Annotated in this window: 14 protein-coding genes and 1 pseudogene; 8 read left to right on the forward strand and 7 right to left on the reverse strand. The window is 48.0% G+C overall.

Annotation, left to right across the window (positions count from 1 at the left end; translation table 11 throughout):
• The first annotated feature begins 116 nt into the window (after positions 1-116).
• The gene (locus tag KCG55_RS09135; protein ID WP_254322828.1) at positions 117-1,469 is read left to right on the forward strand and encodes a polynucleotide adenylyltransferase PcnB; all 1,353 of its coding nucleotides are present in this window, start codon (positions 117-119) and stop codon (positions 1,467-1,469) included.
• 116 nt (positions 1,470-1,585) lie between these two features.
• On the opposite strand, the gene rpoD is transcribed toward KCG55_RS09135, so the two are convergent.
• Complete coding sequence (rpoD, locus tag KCG55_RS09140; RefSeq protein WP_254322829.1) at positions 1,586-3,538, reverse strand: RNA polymerase sigma factor RpoD; 1,953 nt, start codon at positions 3,536-3,538, stop codon at positions 1,586-1,588.
• Between the two features lie 194 nt (positions 3,539-3,732).
• Positions 3,733-5,505, reverse strand: coding sequence for a DNA primase (gene dnaG, locus KCG55_RS09145; protein ID WP_107723327.1), 1,773 nt, complete (start codon positions 5,503-5,505; stop codon positions 3,733-3,735).
• 329 nt (positions 5,506-5,834) lie between these two features.
• On the opposite strand from dnaG, the gene KCG55_RS09150 reads away from it, so the two are divergent.
• A complete protein-coding gene (locus tag KCG55_RS09150; protein ID WP_254322830.1) occupies positions 5,835-7,271 on the forward strand; it encodes an NAD-dependent succinate-semialdehyde dehydrogenase in 1,437 nt (478 codons plus the stop codon).
• Positions 7,272-7,745: 474 nt separating this feature from the next.
• On the opposite strand, the gene KCG55_RS09155 is transcribed toward KCG55_RS09150, so the two are convergent.
• Positions 7,746-8,732 (reverse strand): malate dehydrogenase, encoded by a 987-nt coding sequence (locus tag KCG55_RS09155; RefSeq protein ID WP_003680720.1) that lies wholly within the window; start codon positions 8,730-8,732, stop codon positions 7,746-7,748.
• 120 nt (positions 8,733-8,852) lie between these two features.
• Positions 8,853-9,827: a PhoH family protein gene (locus KCG55_RS09160; RefSeq protein ID WP_070590856.1), complete on the reverse strand. Its 975-nt coding sequence runs from the start codon at positions 9,825-9,827 to the stop codon at positions 8,853-8,855.
• A gap of 102 nt (positions 9,828-9,929) precedes the next feature.
• Here KCG55_RS09160 and KCG55_RS09165 point away from each other — a divergent pair, with 102 nt between their 5' ends.
• The 3 genes from KCG55_RS09165 to rlmB all read left to right on the forward strand — a co-directional run bounded on the left by KCG55_RS09165 (position 9,930) and on the right by rlmB (position 11,757).
• A complete protein-coding gene (locus KCG55_RS09165) occupies positions 9,930-10,640 on the forward strand; it encodes an AzlC family ABC transporter permease (RefSeq protein ID WP_254322831.1) in 711 nt (236 codons plus the stop codon).
• The gene (locus tag KCG55_RS09170; RefSeq protein ID WP_003680717.1) at positions 10,637-10,945 is read left to right on the forward strand and encodes an AzlD family protein; all 309 of its coding nucleotides are present in this window, start codon (positions 10,637-10,639) and stop codon (positions 10,943-10,945) included. The genes KCG55_RS09165 and KCG55_RS09170 overlap by 4 nt, the downstream gene beginning before the upstream one ends.
• A gap of 62 nt (positions 10,946-11,007) precedes the next feature.
• Positions 11,008-11,757: a 23S rRNA (guanosine(2251)-2'-O)-methyltransferase RlmB gene (gene rlmB / locus KCG55_RS09175; protein WP_254322023.1), complete on the forward strand. Its 750-nt coding sequence runs from the start codon at positions 11,008-11,010 to the stop codon at positions 11,755-11,757.
• A gap of 372 nt (positions 11,758-12,129) precedes the next feature.
• Here the strand turns inward: rlmB and KCG55_RS09180 are convergent, their stop codons facing one another.
• Together KCG55_RS09180 and KCG55_RS09185 are read right to left on the reverse strand one after the other, a co-directional pair.
• Positions 12,130-13,083, reverse strand: coding sequence for an L-lactate dehydrogenase (locus tag KCG55_RS09180; RefSeq protein ID WP_049351069.1), 954 nt, complete (start codon positions 13,081-13,083; stop codon positions 12,130-12,132).
• Between the two features lie 64 nt (positions 13,084-13,147).
• Positions 13,148-13,306 carry a LysR family transcriptional regulator gene (locus KCG55_RS09185; RefSeq protein ID WP_254322832.1) on the reverse strand — a complete coding sequence of 53 codons (159 nt, stop codon included), beginning with the start codon at positions 13,304-13,306 and terminating at the stop codon, positions 13,148-13,150.
• 238 nt (positions 13,307-13,544) lie between these two features.
• Here KCG55_RS09185 and KCG55_RS09190 point away from each other — a divergent pair, with 238 nt between their 5' ends.
• The 3 genes and pseudogenes from KCG55_RS09190 (at position 13,545) to ygiD (ending at position 16,620) form a co-directional block, all read left to right on the forward strand.
• Entirely contained in the window at positions 13,545-14,774 is a 1,230-nt protein-coding gene (locus KCG55_RS09190) for an AAA family ATPase (RefSeq protein ID WP_254322833.1), read from the forward strand.
• Positions 14,768-15,340 carry a DUF4276 family protein gene (locus KCG55_RS09195; RefSeq protein WP_254322834.1) on the forward strand — a complete coding sequence of 191 codons (573 nt, stop codon included), beginning with the start codon at positions 14,768-14,770 and terminating at the stop codon, positions 15,338-15,340. The genes KCG55_RS09190 and KCG55_RS09195 overlap by 7 nt, the downstream gene beginning before the upstream one ends.
• 498 nt (positions 15,341-15,838) lie before the next feature.
• A pseudogene (gene ygiD, locus KCG55_RS09205) lies at positions 15,839-16,620 on the forward strand (4,5-DOPA dioxygenase extradiol).
• A gap of 433 nt (positions 16,621-17,053) precedes the next feature.
• On the opposite strand, the gene KCG55_RS09210 reads toward ygiD, so the two are convergent.
• On the reverse strand, positions 17,054-17,749 hold the full coding sequence (locus KCG55_RS09210; RefSeq protein ID WP_254322835.1) for an aldose 1-epimerase: 696 nt from the start codon (positions 17,747-17,749) through the stop codon (positions 17,054-17,056).
• Between the last annotated feature and the right edge of the window lie 6 nt (positions 17,750-17,755).

Genomic DNA, 17,755 nt, shown 5'->3' on the forward strand with positions numbered 1-17,755 from the left:
TTTAGGCCGTCTGAAGCCTTTGCTCAATGTTTTGCCCCTTCTGCGGCAGAATATTGTGCAAAGGCTTAAGCCAGACAAGTTTCAGACGGCCTTTTTTATTGTGAAAAGAGCTGCTTATGTTAAAAAAATGGCTGCATAAAGTGTTGCCTAAAAAACACGTCAAATCTTTGCCCGAAAAGGAAATTATCCCGCTTGAGCAACATGGTATACACGCGGATATGTTGAGCTTTGCCGCGGAGAAAATTGCCAAACGCCTGCATGAAGCCGGTTTTCAGGCTTATGTTGTGGGTGGTGCCGTTCGGGATTTGTTGCTCGGGGTCGAGCCCAAAGACTTTGATATTGCAACCGATGCCACGCCGGAGCAAATCCGCAAAGTATTCCGCCGCAGCCGCATTATCGGCCGCCGCTTCCAAATCGTTCATGTGATGATCGGACCTGAAACCATTGAAGTGACGACGTTCCGCGGTGGCGATAAGGTTCAGCAAAATGCGCAAGGCCGCATTATGAAGGACAATACTTACGGCAGTATTGAAGAAGATGCCATGCGCCGGGACTTTACTTGCAATGCGCTGTATTACGACCCGATTAAAGAGGAAATTTGGGACTTCCATCAGGGCGTGGCTGATGTTGCCGATAAAAAATTGGTGATGATAGGCGATCCTGCCGAACGCTATCAGGAAGATCCTGTCCGTATTCTTCGAGCGGTCCGTTTGTCGGGAAAATTGGGTTTTGAAGTGGAAGAGAAAACTACTTTGCCGATTGCCGAATATGCAGGACGTCTGAAAAATGAGCCGGTGGCCCGTCTTTTTGATGAAATTCTGAAAATCCTGTTTTCCGGTTATTCCCGTGCCTGTTTGAAACGGCTAAATGAGTTGGGTATTCCCGAAGGCATCCATCCACTTTTAGATGCCTTGAAAACTGCCGAAGCGGCTGAAAACCGTATGATTATGTTGGCCTTGAAAAATACCGATGAGCGTATCCGTGCGGATAAGTCCGTTTCCGTCGGTTTCGTATTGGCGGCGGTATTGTGGCCGACACTAAATGCTATGTGGCAACGAAATCTGAGTAATGGACAAAAATCAGTCCCTGCATTGATGGATGCGATGAACACCATGCGGGATACAGTGGAGAAAGGTTGGGGCGTGCCGCAACGATTTTCTGCAACCATGCGTGAAATTTGGCAATTTCAGCCGCAATTCGACAATATGCGCGGCGCACGCCCGTATCGCCTGCTATCACAAGCACGTTTCCGAGCCGCTTATGATTTCCTGATTTTGCGTAGCGAGGTTGGCGAGGTTGATAAAGAGATGGCTTCTTGGTGGACAACTTTCCAACATGCCGATGAGGAAACCCGTCAGCAAATGACTGCGGCCAATGATCACAAGCGTCAGAAACAAAATGGATCAATTGATGGCAAACCCAAACGTCGTCGCCGCCGTCCGAAAAAGAAAACCACTGAGACTGAATAAATTATCAAAATAAATTTAAGGCCGTCTGAAACCATTAAATCTTTTGAGATTTGGTTTTTCAGACGGCCTTTTTGTATTTCAATAAAAACCGCAGGCTTTTAACCTGCGGTTTACTTTTACGATTTGTTTTCTTCGCTGTCGAGGAAGCTGCGGAGGCGGTCGCTGCGGGTCGGGTGGCGCAGCTTGCGCAGGGCTTTGGCTTCGATTTGACGGATACGTTCACGGGTTACGTCAAATTGTTTGCCGACTTCTTCCAAAGTGTGGTCGGTATTCATGTCAATACCGAAACGCATACGCAAAACTTTGGCTTCGCGCGGCGTCAGGCTTTCGAGGATTTCTTTGGTTACTTCGTGCAGGCTGGTGTACATCGCAGCTTCTGCCGGCGCAACGTTGTTGGCATCCTCGATGAAGTCGCCCAAGTGCGAATCGTCGTCATCGCCAATCGGGGTTTCCATCGAAATCGGTTCTTTGGCGATTTTCATGATTTTGCGGATTTTGTCTTCCGGCATTTCCATCAGCTCGGCCAGTTTGGCGGAATCAGGCTCTTCACCGGTTTCTTGCAGGTATTGGCGCGAGATACGGTTCATTTTGTTGATGGTTTCAATCATGTGAACTGGAATACGGATGGTACGCGCTTGGTCGGCGATGGAACGGGTAATCGCTTGACGGATCCACCATGTGGCGTAAGTTGAGAACTTGTAGCCGCGGCGGTATTCGAATTTGTCCACCGCTTTCATCAGACCGATATTGCCTTCTTGAATCAAATCAAGGAACTGTAAGCCGCGGTTGGTGTATTTTTTAGCAATGGAAATAACCAAACGCAAGTTGGCCTGAATCATTTCCTGTTTGGCGGCTGAGGTTTCTTTCTCACTCAACACCATGTTTTTGTTGATTTCTTTCAACTCTTCGATGGAAATGCGGGTTTCGGCTTCCATATTTGCCAGCTCGGTTTGTTTTTCGAGGATGGCGTGGCGGAAACGATCCAACGCGTTTGCCCATACACGGCCTTTGGCTACTTCTTCTTCTACCCATTTCAAATCAGTAATGGAGGGCAGGAAGTTTTTGATGAAGTAGTCGCGTTCCATGCGGACGCGGTCGATACAGATGTCGCGGATTTCACGCTCGAGTTTGCGAATGTTTTCAACGCGGCTGCGCAGGCTGCTGCTCAGGTTTTCGATTTGACGTGTGGCAAAACGGACTTCCAACAGTTTGTTGGCAATAGCATCGCGGTGTTTCAGGTAGTTGGCATGTTGGCTGCCGTGTTTTTCCAACTGTTTGATCATTTTGCCGTATTCGCTCTCGATAAAGGCGAAGTGTTCCAAAACTTTTTGCTTCAGTTCGGCCAAGTGGGCGGCGGACATGGCATCGGAGTCGCTACCTGAATCGTCTTCATCTTCCTCGTCGCCATCTTCTTCGTCACTATCGGCTTCGCCTTCTTCGTCATCTGGTTTGGCATTTTCCAAATGACCCAAGCCCAATTCGTTCAATAAGACTTCATTAGGGTCGATGATGGCTTCAACGACTTCATCCACACGGATCTCGTCGTTACGGACTTGTTCGATCAAAGCCAGAATTTCGGCAATCGATCCTGGGCAGGCGGAGATTGCCTGCACCATGTTTTTCAGTGCATTTTCGATTTTTTTGGCGATGATGATTTCGTCTTCGCGCGTCAACAAATCGACTTGACCCATTTCACGCATATACATACGCACAGGATCGGTAGTGCGGCCGAATTCTGAATCTGCGCTGGAGAGTGCTGCTTCGGCTTCTTCAACGGCATCGTCGTCGGTTATGGCAGCGGCGTTGTCGCTCAAGAGGATGTCTTCAGCATCGGGGGCTTGCTCGGTTACTTGGATACCCAAGCCGGAAATCATGCTGACGATGTTGTCGATTTGCTCGGCATCGGACATATCGTCGGGCAGGGCGTCGTTAATTTCGGAATAAGTGATGTAGCCGCGTTCTTTACCCATGATAATGAGTTGGCGCAGACGCGCGCGCTGCTCTTCGATACTCAATGGACGGTTGTCGTCTTGGTCTTGGTATTCTTCGTAGTTTTGATTTTTAGACATGGATTGCTCTCTAGGTTGATAGGATGCCGACGGTTTACGGTGATGTGGCCGTACCTGAAGGCGGAGCAGAGCTTTTTGTTGTGAAATCAGATTTCACTTTAATACTCTGAGGCCGTCTGAAAATATTACAGATGGAGTGTTCTGCGTGTCATGTTTCGCAGCGTGTGTTTAGATTGTTCAGACGGCCTGAGGGGTTAGTTTTGCTTTGCCGTCAAAAGTGACAGCAATAGTCTTTTTTCATTTTCGGTCAAACCAGTTTGAATACTTTTTTGCTTTAAAGTTTCGATTTGACTGTATTTTAATTCATTTAACAACTTTTTCATGCCGATTTGGAAACTTTCGCAATCTTCTTCGTTATCCCCTTCCATTTCTTCAGAGTGAAGGGTCGATAAAAAGATTTGATTGACGGTTTCCTCATAGGGCGAACCGCGCATATATTCAAGCACTTGTGCAGTTGCAGGAGTCGTATCGTGATGCTTGATGGTTTCGGCCAAATTGGCAAGGCAGGCAAAGTCGCCACTTAAAGCCAGATAATCGGGCAGGTCTATATATGAAGCCCAAGCCGGATTTATCAAGAGGCTGCGTATCTGTCTTTGAACCAGTGTCAGCATGGTTGGCTGTTTGACAGAAATAGGCGGCAGTTTGTAACTTTTTTGTTTGACGTGCCGCTTTGGCGCTTCTTGTCCGAGTAACTGGGCGAGGTTGTCCGGGTCAATGCCCACCAGTTCGCTGAGTTTTTGTTTCAGAAGATAGCCTAAGGCCGGCGCAGTAATCTGAGCCAAAAGCGGAGAACTGGTTTTGACCAATTCTGCTTTGCCTTCTTGCGTATTGAGGTTGAGGCCGTCTGAAAGATGTTCCCAAAAGTATTCGGATAGAGGCTTGCTTTGGTTTAACAGGGCATCTTCAAATTGGGTCTTGCCATAGGCGCGGATGTAGCTGTCTGGGTCGTGTTCTTCAGGTAGGAATAGAAAATGCAGCGATTTATCGTCTTTTAATTGTGGCAACGCATTTTCCAGCGCGCGCCAAGCCGCTTTACGTCCTGCGCTGTCGCCATCGAAACAAAAATAAATACTGTCTGCCTGACGCATCAGGATTTTGACGTGTTCTGCCGTGGTTGCCGTACCCAAAGCCGCTACGCCGTAGCCGACACCGAACTGCGCCAATGCAACCACGTCCATGTAGCCTTCGACCACCAAAATCCGTCCGGCCTCTTTTACGGCGGCACGCCCTTCATATAGTCCGTAAAGGTTTTTCCCTTTGTCGAACAAAGGCGTATCAGGAGAGTTCAGGTATTTGGGTTTGGAGTCGTCCAATACGCGGCCGCCAAAGCCGATGACCTGCCCACGCGGATTACGGATAGGGAACATAATCCGATGGCGAAAGCGGTCGTAATGTTTGCCTTCGTTGTCAATGACCATGCCTGTATCCACCAACGCAGTATTCGGATAGGGTTGGAATACTTGCGCCAAAGGTTGCCAACCGTCAGGCGCATAGCCTAAGCCATAATGCGCGATGACTTCCGCACTCAAGCCGCGCTTGTCTAAATAAGCCTTCGCCGCTGGATTGAATTTCAACTGTTGCGCATAAAAATCCGCTGCCGCCGCTGTTGTTTCTTCCAAAGTTTGTTGCTTTTTTTTACGTTCGGCACGGATTTCGGGATTGTCTTCCTGCCCGCGAACTTTAGGCACCGTCATACCGACGCGATCAGCCAAAAACTGCACCGCCTCCGGAAACGACAGCCCCTGATGTTCCATCACAAAACCAATCGCCGAACCATGAGCCCCGCAACTGAAGCAATGGTAAAACTGCTTGGTCGGGCTGACCGAAAACGACGGCGTCTTTTCCTTGTGGAACGGACAGCAGGCCATATAGTTTGCCCCGCCTTTCTTCAGCGGAACCTGCTCGTCGATAATATCGACAATATCGACTTTGGACAAAAGCTCGTCAATGAAATCAGATGGAATCATGGTTCGGCAGAAGAGGATGGACGGAAAATATTTCAGACGGCCTTATAAACAGACAAAGGCCGTCTGAAAATGGAATTTTGGATAAGGGTTAAAATGAGTTTTGTATTATAGCAAATTGTTGTAATACATGTGTCTTATCCTTTTGAGGTAGGGTATTAATAATCGTATTTCATTCGTTATTAAGATAGATATGATGTCGTTAAAGCAAAGGCCGTCTGTAAGATATTCAGACGGCCTTTGCTGTTGTCTTATTTTGCGATTCAGTTGCGCTTTCATGGTATGAATATGATAATGAACGTATATCCTCGGTTTTAGAAAGGTCGTTTCTCATGAAAGATTTTGCCCGTTTGCTCAACCATCCCGATATTTCCTTTTCTCCGATCCCAGATGCCATTAAAGTTGATAACCCTGCAACCGGTGAGGCTTTGGCATTTGTCCGTAAGACTGATTCAGACGGCCTGAAGCTTTTGATTCAAAAGGCGGAGACTGCACAAAAATTATGGGCGGCAAAAACTGCATTGGAGCGTGCCGATGTGTTGTGGCGTTGGTATTTTTTGATTAAAGAAAACAAAGAAGAACTGGCGCGGATCATGACGATGGAGCAGGGTAAGAGTCTGACTGAGGCGCGTGGCGAAATTGACTATGCGGCTTCGTTTGTGCGCTGGTTTGCGGAAGAGGCGCGGCGGATTGACGGTGATGTATTGACGAGTGTGAAAGCGTCGCAAAAACTGGTTGTATTGAAACAGCCTGTCGGCGTTACCGCTGCGATTACGCCGTGGAACTTCCCATCTGCGATGATTGCACGCAAGGCTGCGCCTGCTTTGGCGGTGGGCTGCGCGATGATTGTCAAACCTGCATCGCTCACGCCTTTGAGTGCGTATGCGTTGGCCGTACTGGCTTATGAAGCGGGCGTGCCTCAGGATTTATTGCCTGTTGTCAGCGGTCGTGCGTCGGAAATCAGCCATGAATTTGCTACGAACCTGACTGTGCGCAAAATTAGCTTTACCGGCTCAACCGAAGTCGGTGCGAAAATTTTTGCCGATAGCGCGGCAGACATTAAAAAACTCAGTTTGGAACTGGGTGGCAACGCACCGTTTATCGTATTTGACGATGCCGATTTAGACAAAGCCGTCGAAGGCGCGCTGGCCAGCAAGTTCCGAAACAGCGGCCAGACCTGCGTTTGCACCAACCGTGTTTATGCTCAGTCCGGCATTTACGACGAATTTTGCCGCAAATTGAGTGAAAAAGTGGCCGCGCTCAAGTTGGGCAACGGCTTGGAGGATGGTGTGAACCAAGGGCCGCTGATTGAGGAAAAAGCGGTGGAGAAAGTCGAGCAGCACATCGCCGACGCATTGTCTAAAGGCGCAAGTTGTCTGACCGGCGGCAAACGCAGTGCATTGGGCGGAACGTTTTTTGAGCCGACTGTTTTAAGCGGCGTTACGGCGCAAATGGTGGTGGCTCGCGAGGAAACCTTCGGGCCTTTGTGTCCAGTGTTCCGTTTTGAAACCGAAGCCGAAGTCATCGAGGCTGCAAACAATACGGAATACGGTTTGGCTGCTTACCTTTATACGGCTGATACCGCCCGTCAGTGGCGCGTCGGCGAAGCCTTGGAATACGGCATGGTCGGTATCAATACGGGCTTAATCAGTAATGAAGTGGCACCGTTTGGCGGCGTGAAACGCAGCGGTTTAGGACGTGAAGGCAGCAAATATGGTGCGGATGAGTATTTGGAACTGAAATATTTGTGCATTGATGTAGCGGAATAAGGCTGCACGGTAAAGGTTGTCTGAAATTTGATTTCAGACGGCCTTTTTCAAACGCAGAAAACTTACTAATCAATCTTATATCATTATTAATTATTTGCATAAAAAACAAAAATTAAAGAACTATATTAAAAACAAAAGTCATAGTTCTATGATTGGTATTACTTTCACAAAAAAATGGTAATGTAAATGTTTAAGAAAATTTTAGTTCTGTTTTGTGTAGCTTTTATCGGCGCATGCAGTTCCTTTGATGGGAACGGTTTGACAAATGGCTCATATTCTCAAGGGAAACGGCTTGACCCGAATTGTGATCATTATGCTGTCGGCGGTAGTGGTGGTGGTTGTAAACCGTCAGGTCAATGGCATCTTAAAGATAAACAAGGACAAAGAGTGCCATTCTAGTTTTTAAAAATGATTGTAGAACGGGCATTTAATTATTTAGGCCGTCTGAAATTTGGTTTTCAGACGGCCTTTGTTTTAGAGTAGATCCTGGATGGCTGAACGTTCTTCTTCCAATTCGGCCAGTGTGGCGGCAATACGTTTTTGGCTGAATTCGTCCGATAAGTCCAAGCCTTGGACGATGCGGTAGCTGCCTTCGTCACAAATGACGGGGAAGCCGAAAATCAAACCTTCGGGAATGCCGTAAGAGCCATCGGATGGAACGCCCATGGTTATCCATTTGCCGCTGCTGCCGAGCAACCAGTCGCGCAGGTGGTAGATGGCGGCATTGGCTGCGGAGGCCGCGGACGATGAACCGCGCGCAGCGATAATGGCGGCACCGCGTCCGGCAATTTTCGGCATGAAGACTTCGGTGTTCCAGTCGGGTTCGGTAATCATGTCTTGGACGGACTCGCCGTTGCTGGTGGCGTAGCGGTAGTCGGCGTACATGGTCGGGCTGTGGTTGCCCCAGACGCACATTTGCTCGATGGAAGTAATCGGGCGGTTGATTTTTTCGGCAATTTGGCTGACGGCGCGGTGGTGGTCGAGACGCATCAGGGCGGTGAAATTTTCCGGCGGGATGTCAGGTGCGGATTTCATGGCGATGTAGGCGTTGGTATTGGCCGGATTGCCAACGACGAGGACTTTAACGTTGCGATTGGCAACTTTGTTCAACGCCGCGCCTTGTACTTTGAAAATTTCGCCATTGGCGTGCAGCAAGTCGGCACGCTCCATGCCTTGTGTGCGCGGGCGCGCTCCAATCAAGAGGGCGATGTCGGCATCTTTGAAGGCGACTTCGGGGTCGTCTGTGGCGAAGATGTCGGCAAGGAGCGGGAAGGCGCAATCCTGCATTTCCATAATCACGCCGCGCAATGCCTGTTGTGCCTGCGGCAGGTCGAGCAGCTGCAGGATAACGGGTTGGTCGCGTCCGAGCATGATGCCGCCGGCGATACGGAAGAGGGTGGCGTAGGCGATTTGGCCTGCCGCGCCGGTTACGGCGATTCGGACGGGTGGCTTGAGGGTCATATTTTTCCTTTTGAAGTCGTTGTTTTACTTGATTTTCGGATTATAGCAGTATTATAGGGGAATGATGTAGTAAGGCCGTCTGAAATTTGATTTTCAGACGGCCTGAAGTGTTTGAAAAGATTATTCGCCGCTTTTCTTTTCAGCTTGCTCTTCCGCTGCTTCATAGGCTTCGACGATTTTCTGCACCAAAGGATGGCGGACGACGTCTTCGCTGGTGAAGGTGTGGAAATACAGGCCTTCTACGTCGCGAAGTTTTTCGCGTGCATCTTTCAAGCCGGATTTGATGTTGCGCGGCAGGTCGATTTGGCTGATGTCGCCGGTAATGACTGCTTTGGCACCGAAGCCGATACGGGTCAGGAACATTTTCATTTGTTCGGGTGTGGTGTTTTGCGCTTCGTCCAAAATGACATATGCGCCATTTAAGGTACGACCGCGCATATAGGCCAGCGGCGCAATTTCAATCAAACCTTTTTCCATCAGTTTGGTCACGCGGTCGAAGCCCATCAAATCATAAAGTGCATCGTAAAGGGGTCGCAGGTAGGGATCGACTTTTTGTGCTAAATCGCCCGGCAGGAAGCCGAGTTTTTCGCCTGCTTCGACTGCGGGGCGAACCAAAACGATGCGTTCGATTTGGTGTTTTTCCATGGCATCGACTGCGGCGGCAACGGCAAGATAGGTCTTACCCGTACCGGCAGGGCCTAAGCCGAACACGACATCGTGGTTGAGCAAGGCGCGGATATAGCCGTTTTGGCGCGGGGTGCGGCCACCGATGCTGCCACGTTTGGTGCGGAAATAGTATTGTTGGTCGTGGTGTTTTTCTTCGTGTTTTTCATCTGCTGTTTTTGCTTCAACGGCCGCTAGGCTGATGGCATTGTCGTCCAAGTCGCCTTTTTCTGCGGCTTCGGCAAGCGACAGCAAGGCACGACGGCCGGCGTGTGCCAGTTCGCCCATGAAGGTGAAATGTTCGAAGCGGCGGCTGATTTGGATATCAAGGGCTTTGCCTAAGGCTTCGAGATTGCTGTCGAGCGCGCCGCACAGGCGTTGCAACACGGTATTGTCAATTTCTTCAAACTGCAGATGGACGGTGTGGGTCATATCGGTTTCCGTAAATAAATCTAATTTTTCCGTATTATACCCTTGTTCAGACGGCCTGCTTTATAATACGTCGCTTCTTTTTAATAAACCGTTTCAATCAAAATGAATCACACTGCTTCTCCCCAATCGGAATTTCTGCGCGGTATCAAAGAATGTTCCCCCATGCTGATCGGTTTGTTGCCGTGGGCGCTGATTTTGGGCATGCAGGGCGGGCAGAAAGGAATGAGTTGGCTGGAAATGCTGCTGATGACGGGCATGAATTTTGCCGGAGGTTCGGAATTTGCCGCAGTCAATTTGTGGGCAAATCCCTTGCCGATACTGCTGATTGCAACGGTTACGTTTATGATTAATTCGCGCCATATCCTGATGGGTGCGGCAATTGCGCCGTATATGAGGGATATGCCGCTGAAAAAGGCGATGCCCGCGCTGTTTTTTATGTGTGATGAAAGCTGGGCAATGGCGTTTGCTGAAATTCAAAAGCGTAAGGCGGCAGGTTTGCCTGCATTCAATATGCCGTTTTATGTCGGCGTGTGTTTTATTTTGTATGTAACGTGGATTGGTTTTGCGGCATTTGGCGCGGCAGTCGGCCCGATGTTCGGCGATGTGGCGGCTTGGGGCTTCGGCATGGCGTTTCCTGCGGTGTTTTTGGTGTTGCTGCGCGGGATGTGGAAGAGCTTTGCGGCTTCGCGCCCTTGGTTTGTCAGCCTGATTGTGGCGTGCGCAACTTATTTGACCGTGGATGGCGCATGGTATGTTCCGGCTGGAACGTTATCAGGCTTGTTGGCGGCATATTTGTGGGGAGAGCAAAAATGAAGGATTTGTTGTCGCTGCAATCGTTTCTGCTGTTTTTAAGCATGTTGGCCGTTACTTATTCAACCCGATTAATCGGCTTTTTTGCATTGCGCAACCGTACATTGAGCCGTCGCGCGCAAGTGGTTATGGAGGCTGCGCCGGGCTGTGTGTTGATTTCTGTGATTGCGCCTTATTTTGTATCGGACAAACCGCATGAGCTGATAGCCATTGCTTTGACGGTATTGGCCGCCAGCCGGTTTTCGATGTTGGTAACGGTATTAATCGGCGTTGGCACTTCGGGCATACTCGGTTATTTGATGAAATAAAAAATTTTCAGACGGCCTTACTTGTTATAATGGCCGTCTGAATTTTTTGATAAAGCAAAAACATGGCAAACCAACGACTCATCTATGGCTTTCACGCCGTCAATGCCCGTTTGTGGCAAAACCCGAAATCGATTACCGAACTCTATATCCAAGAGGGCAAATCCGATGCGCGCACCCGCGATGTATTGGATAAAGCGGCCTCTGAAAACGTACGCGTGCATTTTGCCGATGCCGACCGCCTGAATGCCATCAGCAAAGGGGCGCGCCATCAGGGCGTGGTCGGGTTTATCGACGCTTCCAAAAACCATGTTCACTTGGAAGATGTGTTGGAAAACCTGAGCGAACCGCCGTTTTTGCTGGTATTGGACGGCATCACCGATCCGCACAACCTCGGCGCTTGTCTGCGTACTGCCGATGCGATGGGCGTGCATGCCGTGATTGCACCCAAAGATAAAAGCGCCGGCCTGAATGCGACCGTCAGCAAAGTTGCCTGTGGCGCGGCGGAAACCGTGCCGTATATTACCGTAACCAATCTTGCCCGTACTTTGCGTGAGCTGAAAGAATACGGCATTTGGATCGTCGGCACGGACATGGGCGGCGACTCCGACCTTTACCACTGCGACTTGCCCGACAGCGTGGCTTGGGTAATGGGCAACGAAGGCGAAGGCATGCGCCGCCTGACACGCGAGCATTGTGATATGCTGGTATCGATTCCGATGTTTGGCACAGTCGAAAGTATGAACGTTTCCGTCAGCGCGGGTATGGTGTTGAGCGAAACCCGCCGTCAGCGGGTGGTGAAGGCAGAGAAATAACGCTTAGGTTTATGAGCAGAAAACGTCGTCTGAAAACTGGAAATTTGGTTTTCAGACGACGTTTGTTATAGGCGGATTAGTACCGTCATTCCTGCGTAGGCAGGAATCCATCGTAAAACTTGAGAAACCTTTATTTGAAAAACAGTTTCCGAATTTCAAAAATGGATTCCCACCGTAGCCTGTCCTCGCGTAGGTGGGGGCGGGAATGACGACAACCGGTAAATTGTGTATCGAAAATAAAGTAATTTAGATATAGGTATTTTTTATTTGAATTTAGAATATTGACGGATTAACTTCCCCATACATAGCAAACGTCGTCTGAAAACCAGATTTCCAGTTTTCAGACGACGTTTTACTTAGAGGCGATTCTGTTTATCCGACCATTTCATCGACTTTGCGTTGATAGCTTTTCAACAGCTCCGCCGAGCGGGCAAAGCGTTCGGTTTCATCGTCGGAAAGTTGCAGGTCGATGATGCGGACCGCGCCTTGGCGGTTGACGACGGTCGGTACGCCGATATACACGCCGTTTTGTCCGAACTCGCCTTCAAGCAAGGTGGAAACGGGCAATACGACGCCTTGATTGTGCAGGATGGCGTTGGAAATACGGCTCAAACCCATGCCGATGCCGTGGCTGGTCGAGCCTTTGGCGGCGATGACTTCGTAAGCGGCATTGCGCACGGTGTTATAGATTTTGTCCATACGCGCCTGCCCGTCTTCTGATTGTTCCAACATCTTCTGAACCGACATACCGGCGATGTTGGCGGTACTCCAAAGTGCAATGATGCTGTCGCCGTGTTCGCCGATCATCATGGCATCGACGCTCCAAGGCGCGACGTCGAACTCGTTGCCCAGACAGACGCGGAAACGGGCGGAGTCAAGGATGGTGCCTGAGCCGATAACGCGCTCTTTGGGCAGCCCTGAAAAGCGCAAAACGGCATAAGACAGTACGTCCACAGGATTGGAGGCAACCAAGAAGATGCCGTCAAAGCCTGAAGCCATGACTTTCGAAACGATGTCGTGGAAGATGCGCAGGTTTTTGTCGATTAAGTCCAAACGGGTTTCGCCGGGAGCCTGCGCCGCGCCCGCGCAAATACACACGATGTCTGCATCCGAGCAATCATCGTAATCGCCGACGTAAATGCGCGCAGGCGAGGCGGCATAAGGCATTCCGTGACGGAAGTCGCGCGCCTCGCCTTCCGCGCGCGTGCGGTTGATGTCGATTAAAACCATGTCGTCGCACAAGGCTTGGTTGAGCATGGAATAGGCGTAGCTGACACCGACCGCACCCAAGCCCACAACGACTACTTTGTTACCAACTTTTTTCATGTTTATTCCTGTTTGTTTGTGAATAGGAATTATTAATAACACTTGGACGGGGTGGCGTCAAATTTCAGACGACCTCTACCCGCAGCACATCCACAATCAACTTAAACACATTCGAATGCCCGCGGCGGCTGGGGTAATAGAGGTAAAGCGGATCGTAAGTAATGGCGTATTCGGGGAAGAGCTCGACCAGTTGTCCAGAATGGAGTGCATCTGCCAAGCTCATACTGTGCTATCCACGCGATGCCGAGGTCGTCTGAAAAGAGTTTCGGAAAAATTTTTATACCAATATTTTAAAAACGGCGTTCTAGCAAAGTTGATACTTATCTGAGAATTCATGTAAGAATAATGTTTTTTAAAACAATAGTATAGATTGATTTTTGCACAAGAAAAAGGTTGCCATCCTATGAAATGCTCTGTATGCTTTCAAACACGTTTTGTTGATAAATTCAAGAGAATTAAAAATGAAAATTAACTATTTGGAAATTAAAGGATTTAAAAGTATCCAAAATGTAGAGCTAAAAGATGTTTCTCCTTTTATGGTTTTAGCGGGGGCAAACGGTACGGGTAAAAGCAATTTTGTCGATGCCTTGGCATTTTTATCAAAAGTGATTGATATGGGAGTGAGTAAGGCGGTATCTGAGTTTGGTAGTATAGAAAATTTAATTAGTCCTAAACATAAGGCTGGAGACATTAGCTACAAGATAGAATTTGAAATTGAAAAACAAATTTATCAATATGAAATAATGATTGCTTTGAAAAATATCGCTTCTAGAGTCAAAGAAGAGTCGCTAAAGATTCTTAAAAGTGGGGAAATAATTTTTGACAGTGATAAAATCCGCAAAGAACTAGAAGCAAAGAAAGAAAGTAATACATCAAATGATTTAATTGGTGCAGGATTGCTAGGTGCATTAAGAGGTCTTATCTTGGGTGTACTGCAAGATAGCGATCAAATCGGTCAGGATATAATCTATGGTGTGGCGACAGGTATCGGATTAAAATTATTAACCGATGGAAAATATTTATCTGACGACAGTTTTCTCCGACAAAATAAAAAATTTCAAGGTTTAAGAAACGTCAAGATATTCCGTATCGACCCTTTTACCATCAAAAATCGCCGCAGTACCGCCAACAATCCTACGGAACTTAACCGTGACGGTAGCAATATTGCTGCAGTTCTAGAAAAACTTGAAAAAGACAATGAATTACGCGAGCAAATCATTGAATGGATGAGCGTGATTGTGCCCGAAATGAAGAAAGTTTCTGTTAAAACACAAAATATAGACAATTCAAAAGGGCTATTTTTCGAGGAAGACAGCGGCGATCGCTTTCCCGCCCATATGGTTTCTGACGGCACAATTTATGCCTTGTGCCTGCTAGTTGCCGTTTTAACGCGTGTAAAACAGCCTGGTATTACCATCATTGAAGAACCTGAGCGAGGCTTGCATCCGAAAGCCATCGGCGAACTCATTGACTTTATTCGTGAACATGCAAGCGCTCACCATCCCATTATTCTGACAACTCATAGTGAATCAGTAGTGCGCAGCCTAGAATTGGAAGAATTATATTTTGTCAGTAAATCTCAAGGCAAAACCCAAATTAAAGATGTTCGGAAGTCGGGTGTCGATAAAAACAAAATTCCGTTAGATACAGCTTGGTTGACCAATCTGCTGGGAGGTGGATTGCCATGGTAAAAGTTGGATTTATTGTTGAAGGGGCATGCGAAAAGATTGTTATCGAATCAGCGGTATTCAAGGACTTTTTACAAAGGAATGATTTTGAATTGATTGAACCTGTTGTTGATGCCAATGGCGCAGGTAATTTATTGCCTCATAATATTGAGCCCTTTATTGGTGTTTTGGAAGCAAATGGAGCAGAAAGACTGTATATTTTGACGGATTCGGACGGACTCCCTGTTGAAGATGTTAAGGAAAGAATCAATCACGCGAAAATTACTGCCTATTTTATTGCGGTTAAAGCGATAGAAGCATGGTTTCTAGCAGATACTCAAGCTATGAAAAAATTTTTAGAAATTGAAGATTTTGCGGGAGAACAGTTTCCGGAAGAGACGCCCGAATTGCCTTGGGACAGAATCAGCGAAATTGTCAAAGAAACGGGTTCTGCCAGAGGACCAGGAAACAAAGTTGGCTTTGCTAAGAAGATGATTAAATATTGGGAATTTTCAATCGAAAATGCTGCCACGCATCCAAACTGTCCGAGTGCAAAATGTGTTGTTGCACATTTTCAATCTAATATATAAAAATCGTCTGAATGTATATAGTGGATTAAATTTAAATCAGGACAAGGCGACGAAGCTGCAGACAATACAGATAGTACGGCAAGGCGAGGCAACGCCGTACTGGTTTAAAGTTAATCCACTATAGTTTAAAGATGGCCAATAATATTGCTCTACCATCTCTATATTGAAAATTCTTCTAATCTTTCTAAGATAAAAATGTTGTCTGAAAACCAAGTTTATTTTTCAGACAACATTTTTTTTTATAATTTGCTATTAACAAATGATATTCTGACATTGAGTTATCAGTCATAGAATGCAGTGCTCTTAGGCAGATTTGTTCGATTGATTTAGGTATTGCTATCGAAATTCGAATCTTCGAACCTCTTTTTAACTTTGCAACAAAGCCAAAAATTATTTCATCATTTCTTATTTGGAAAATATGTTGTTCATAAATTGAGATTTATTGCTTAATCATTTATCCGTACAATCCGCCTCATCAAATATTTTAAGGAGAAAGTGATGAAAAAAATGCCTGTATTGTTTGTCGGGCATGGCAGTCCGATGAATGTGTTGGATAAGGAAAATCCTTTCAATCAAAATCTCAGCCTGATTACGCAAAAATTTGCCAAACCGAAAGCGATTTTGATGATTTCGGCGCATTGGTACAGCAGCGGTTTGCAGGTTACATCAGGCGAACAGCCTGAAATGATTTATGATTTTTACGGATTTCCTGAAGAACTCAGCCAAGTGCAATATCCGGCGCCCGGTTCGCCTGAGTTGGCGGAGCAAGTGCGCTCGTTATTGCAGCCGGAAAATGTTGAGCTGAACCCGACGCGCGGTTTTGATCACGGCACTTGGGCAGTGTTGAAATTTCTGCTGATGCCGATATTCCCGTAGTTCAGCTCAGCCTCAACCATTTGCAGTCGGCGGAATGGCATTTCAATTTGACGAAAAAATTATCCGCTTTGCGCGAACAGGGTGTGTTGATTATTGGCAGCGGCAATATTATTCATAATTTGAGCGTGATGAGCAGGGCGCATATCAATCAAATTGGTGCGGGCTATGATTGGGCGTTTGCGTTCCGCGAAGCGGTCAATCAGGCGATTGTTGAACGGGATGACGATACTTTGATTCATTACGAACGGCTGGGTGAAAAGGCGATGCTCTCCGTGCCGACGCCGGAGCATTACTTGCCTTTTCTTTGCATTATGGCATTACGCGAACCGGATGATTCCATTACTTTTTTCAACGACAACCTTGTCGCCGGTTCGCTCAGTATGACTTCGCTTTTAGTGGGGTAAAAGAAAAAATATGGCAACGCTATTTCGGTCAGGTTATGATTCAATACAGCATATTTGATTGAAAATGCTAGGTTTACTGACGCGGGCTATTTTTTGTTTTTCAGTCAAAGAAACCAGTGCATCAGTTGATTAAAAGGTCGTCTGAAAACCTGATTGGGCGTTTTCAGACGACCTTTGCTTTGCCGGTAAAGGTTCGGGCTGTTTACGGACGGTTGGCTGCTATATGGTAGCGCGTTTCAAATGCGGCTTCTTCTCCCGCGTTCAGAACAATTAACCCTAAGCCGTTGTTGAAGCAGTCGGGTGCGCCGCTGAGGTTTTCGATGGCGATGGAGTCGCGGGTCGATGGGGTGAAGATTTGCAGGTAGGGATAGGAGGCGTCGGGGTAGATGCTCAGGGTCAGTCCGTTGCCTGAAAGCGTGCAGGCGGCGGGTTTTTAGCGTGCCAAGACAAAGCTGTTGTCCAATTCGATACCCGACAGGTTTGAGGCCGTCTGAAAACGGGTGTCGTCTATCATGTTGCCGTCAGGAACCAAATCGGCATCGAAGCTCAAGCGTTTGCTGCTGTCGATTTCCAGCGACCAATCGTCGGTTTTGCCGCCGAGCGTGAAATAGGGGTGCCAACCGTTTGCGAGCGGTATGGCAGTCGTGCCTTGGTTGCGGGCGGTGGAGTGGATGCTTAAGCCGTCTGCACTGAGGCGGTAGCGGACGGTCAGGCTGAAGGGGAAGGGATAGCCGCTGCCGTCTTGTGCGTAATCTGCGCGGATTTCGACTTCGACGGATTGCTCGTCGGCATGACTGTTGACGAGGGCGAACTCGCGGTCATACATCAAGCCGTGTGCCGCGTGTTCGGCGAGTTTGAATTTGCTGCACTCATACGCTTTGCCGTCGAAGCTGTATTTGCCGTGGCGCAGGCGGCAGGCGTACGGGCTGAGTTTGCCGCTGCGGAACCATTCGGTCAGGCTCTCGCGGGCGTGTTGCGGGGTGTCGTAAGCTTTGACGATGTTGAACCATGTGCCGTCGGGGCGGCGGATTTCGTAGCGGTTGAGCAGTCCGCCGTAAAGATAAATTTCCGCGCGTAAATCGGCGAAAGCGAGCAGTAGGCGGTCGTTGTCGGTTTTGAGTGTGAACATGAAGCG

The sequence above is a fragment of the Neisseria subflava genome, assembly GCF_024205745.1.
Classification (GTDB): Bacteria; Pseudomonadota; Gammaproteobacteria; order Burkholderiales; family Neisseriaceae; genus Neisseria; species Neisseria flavescens_B.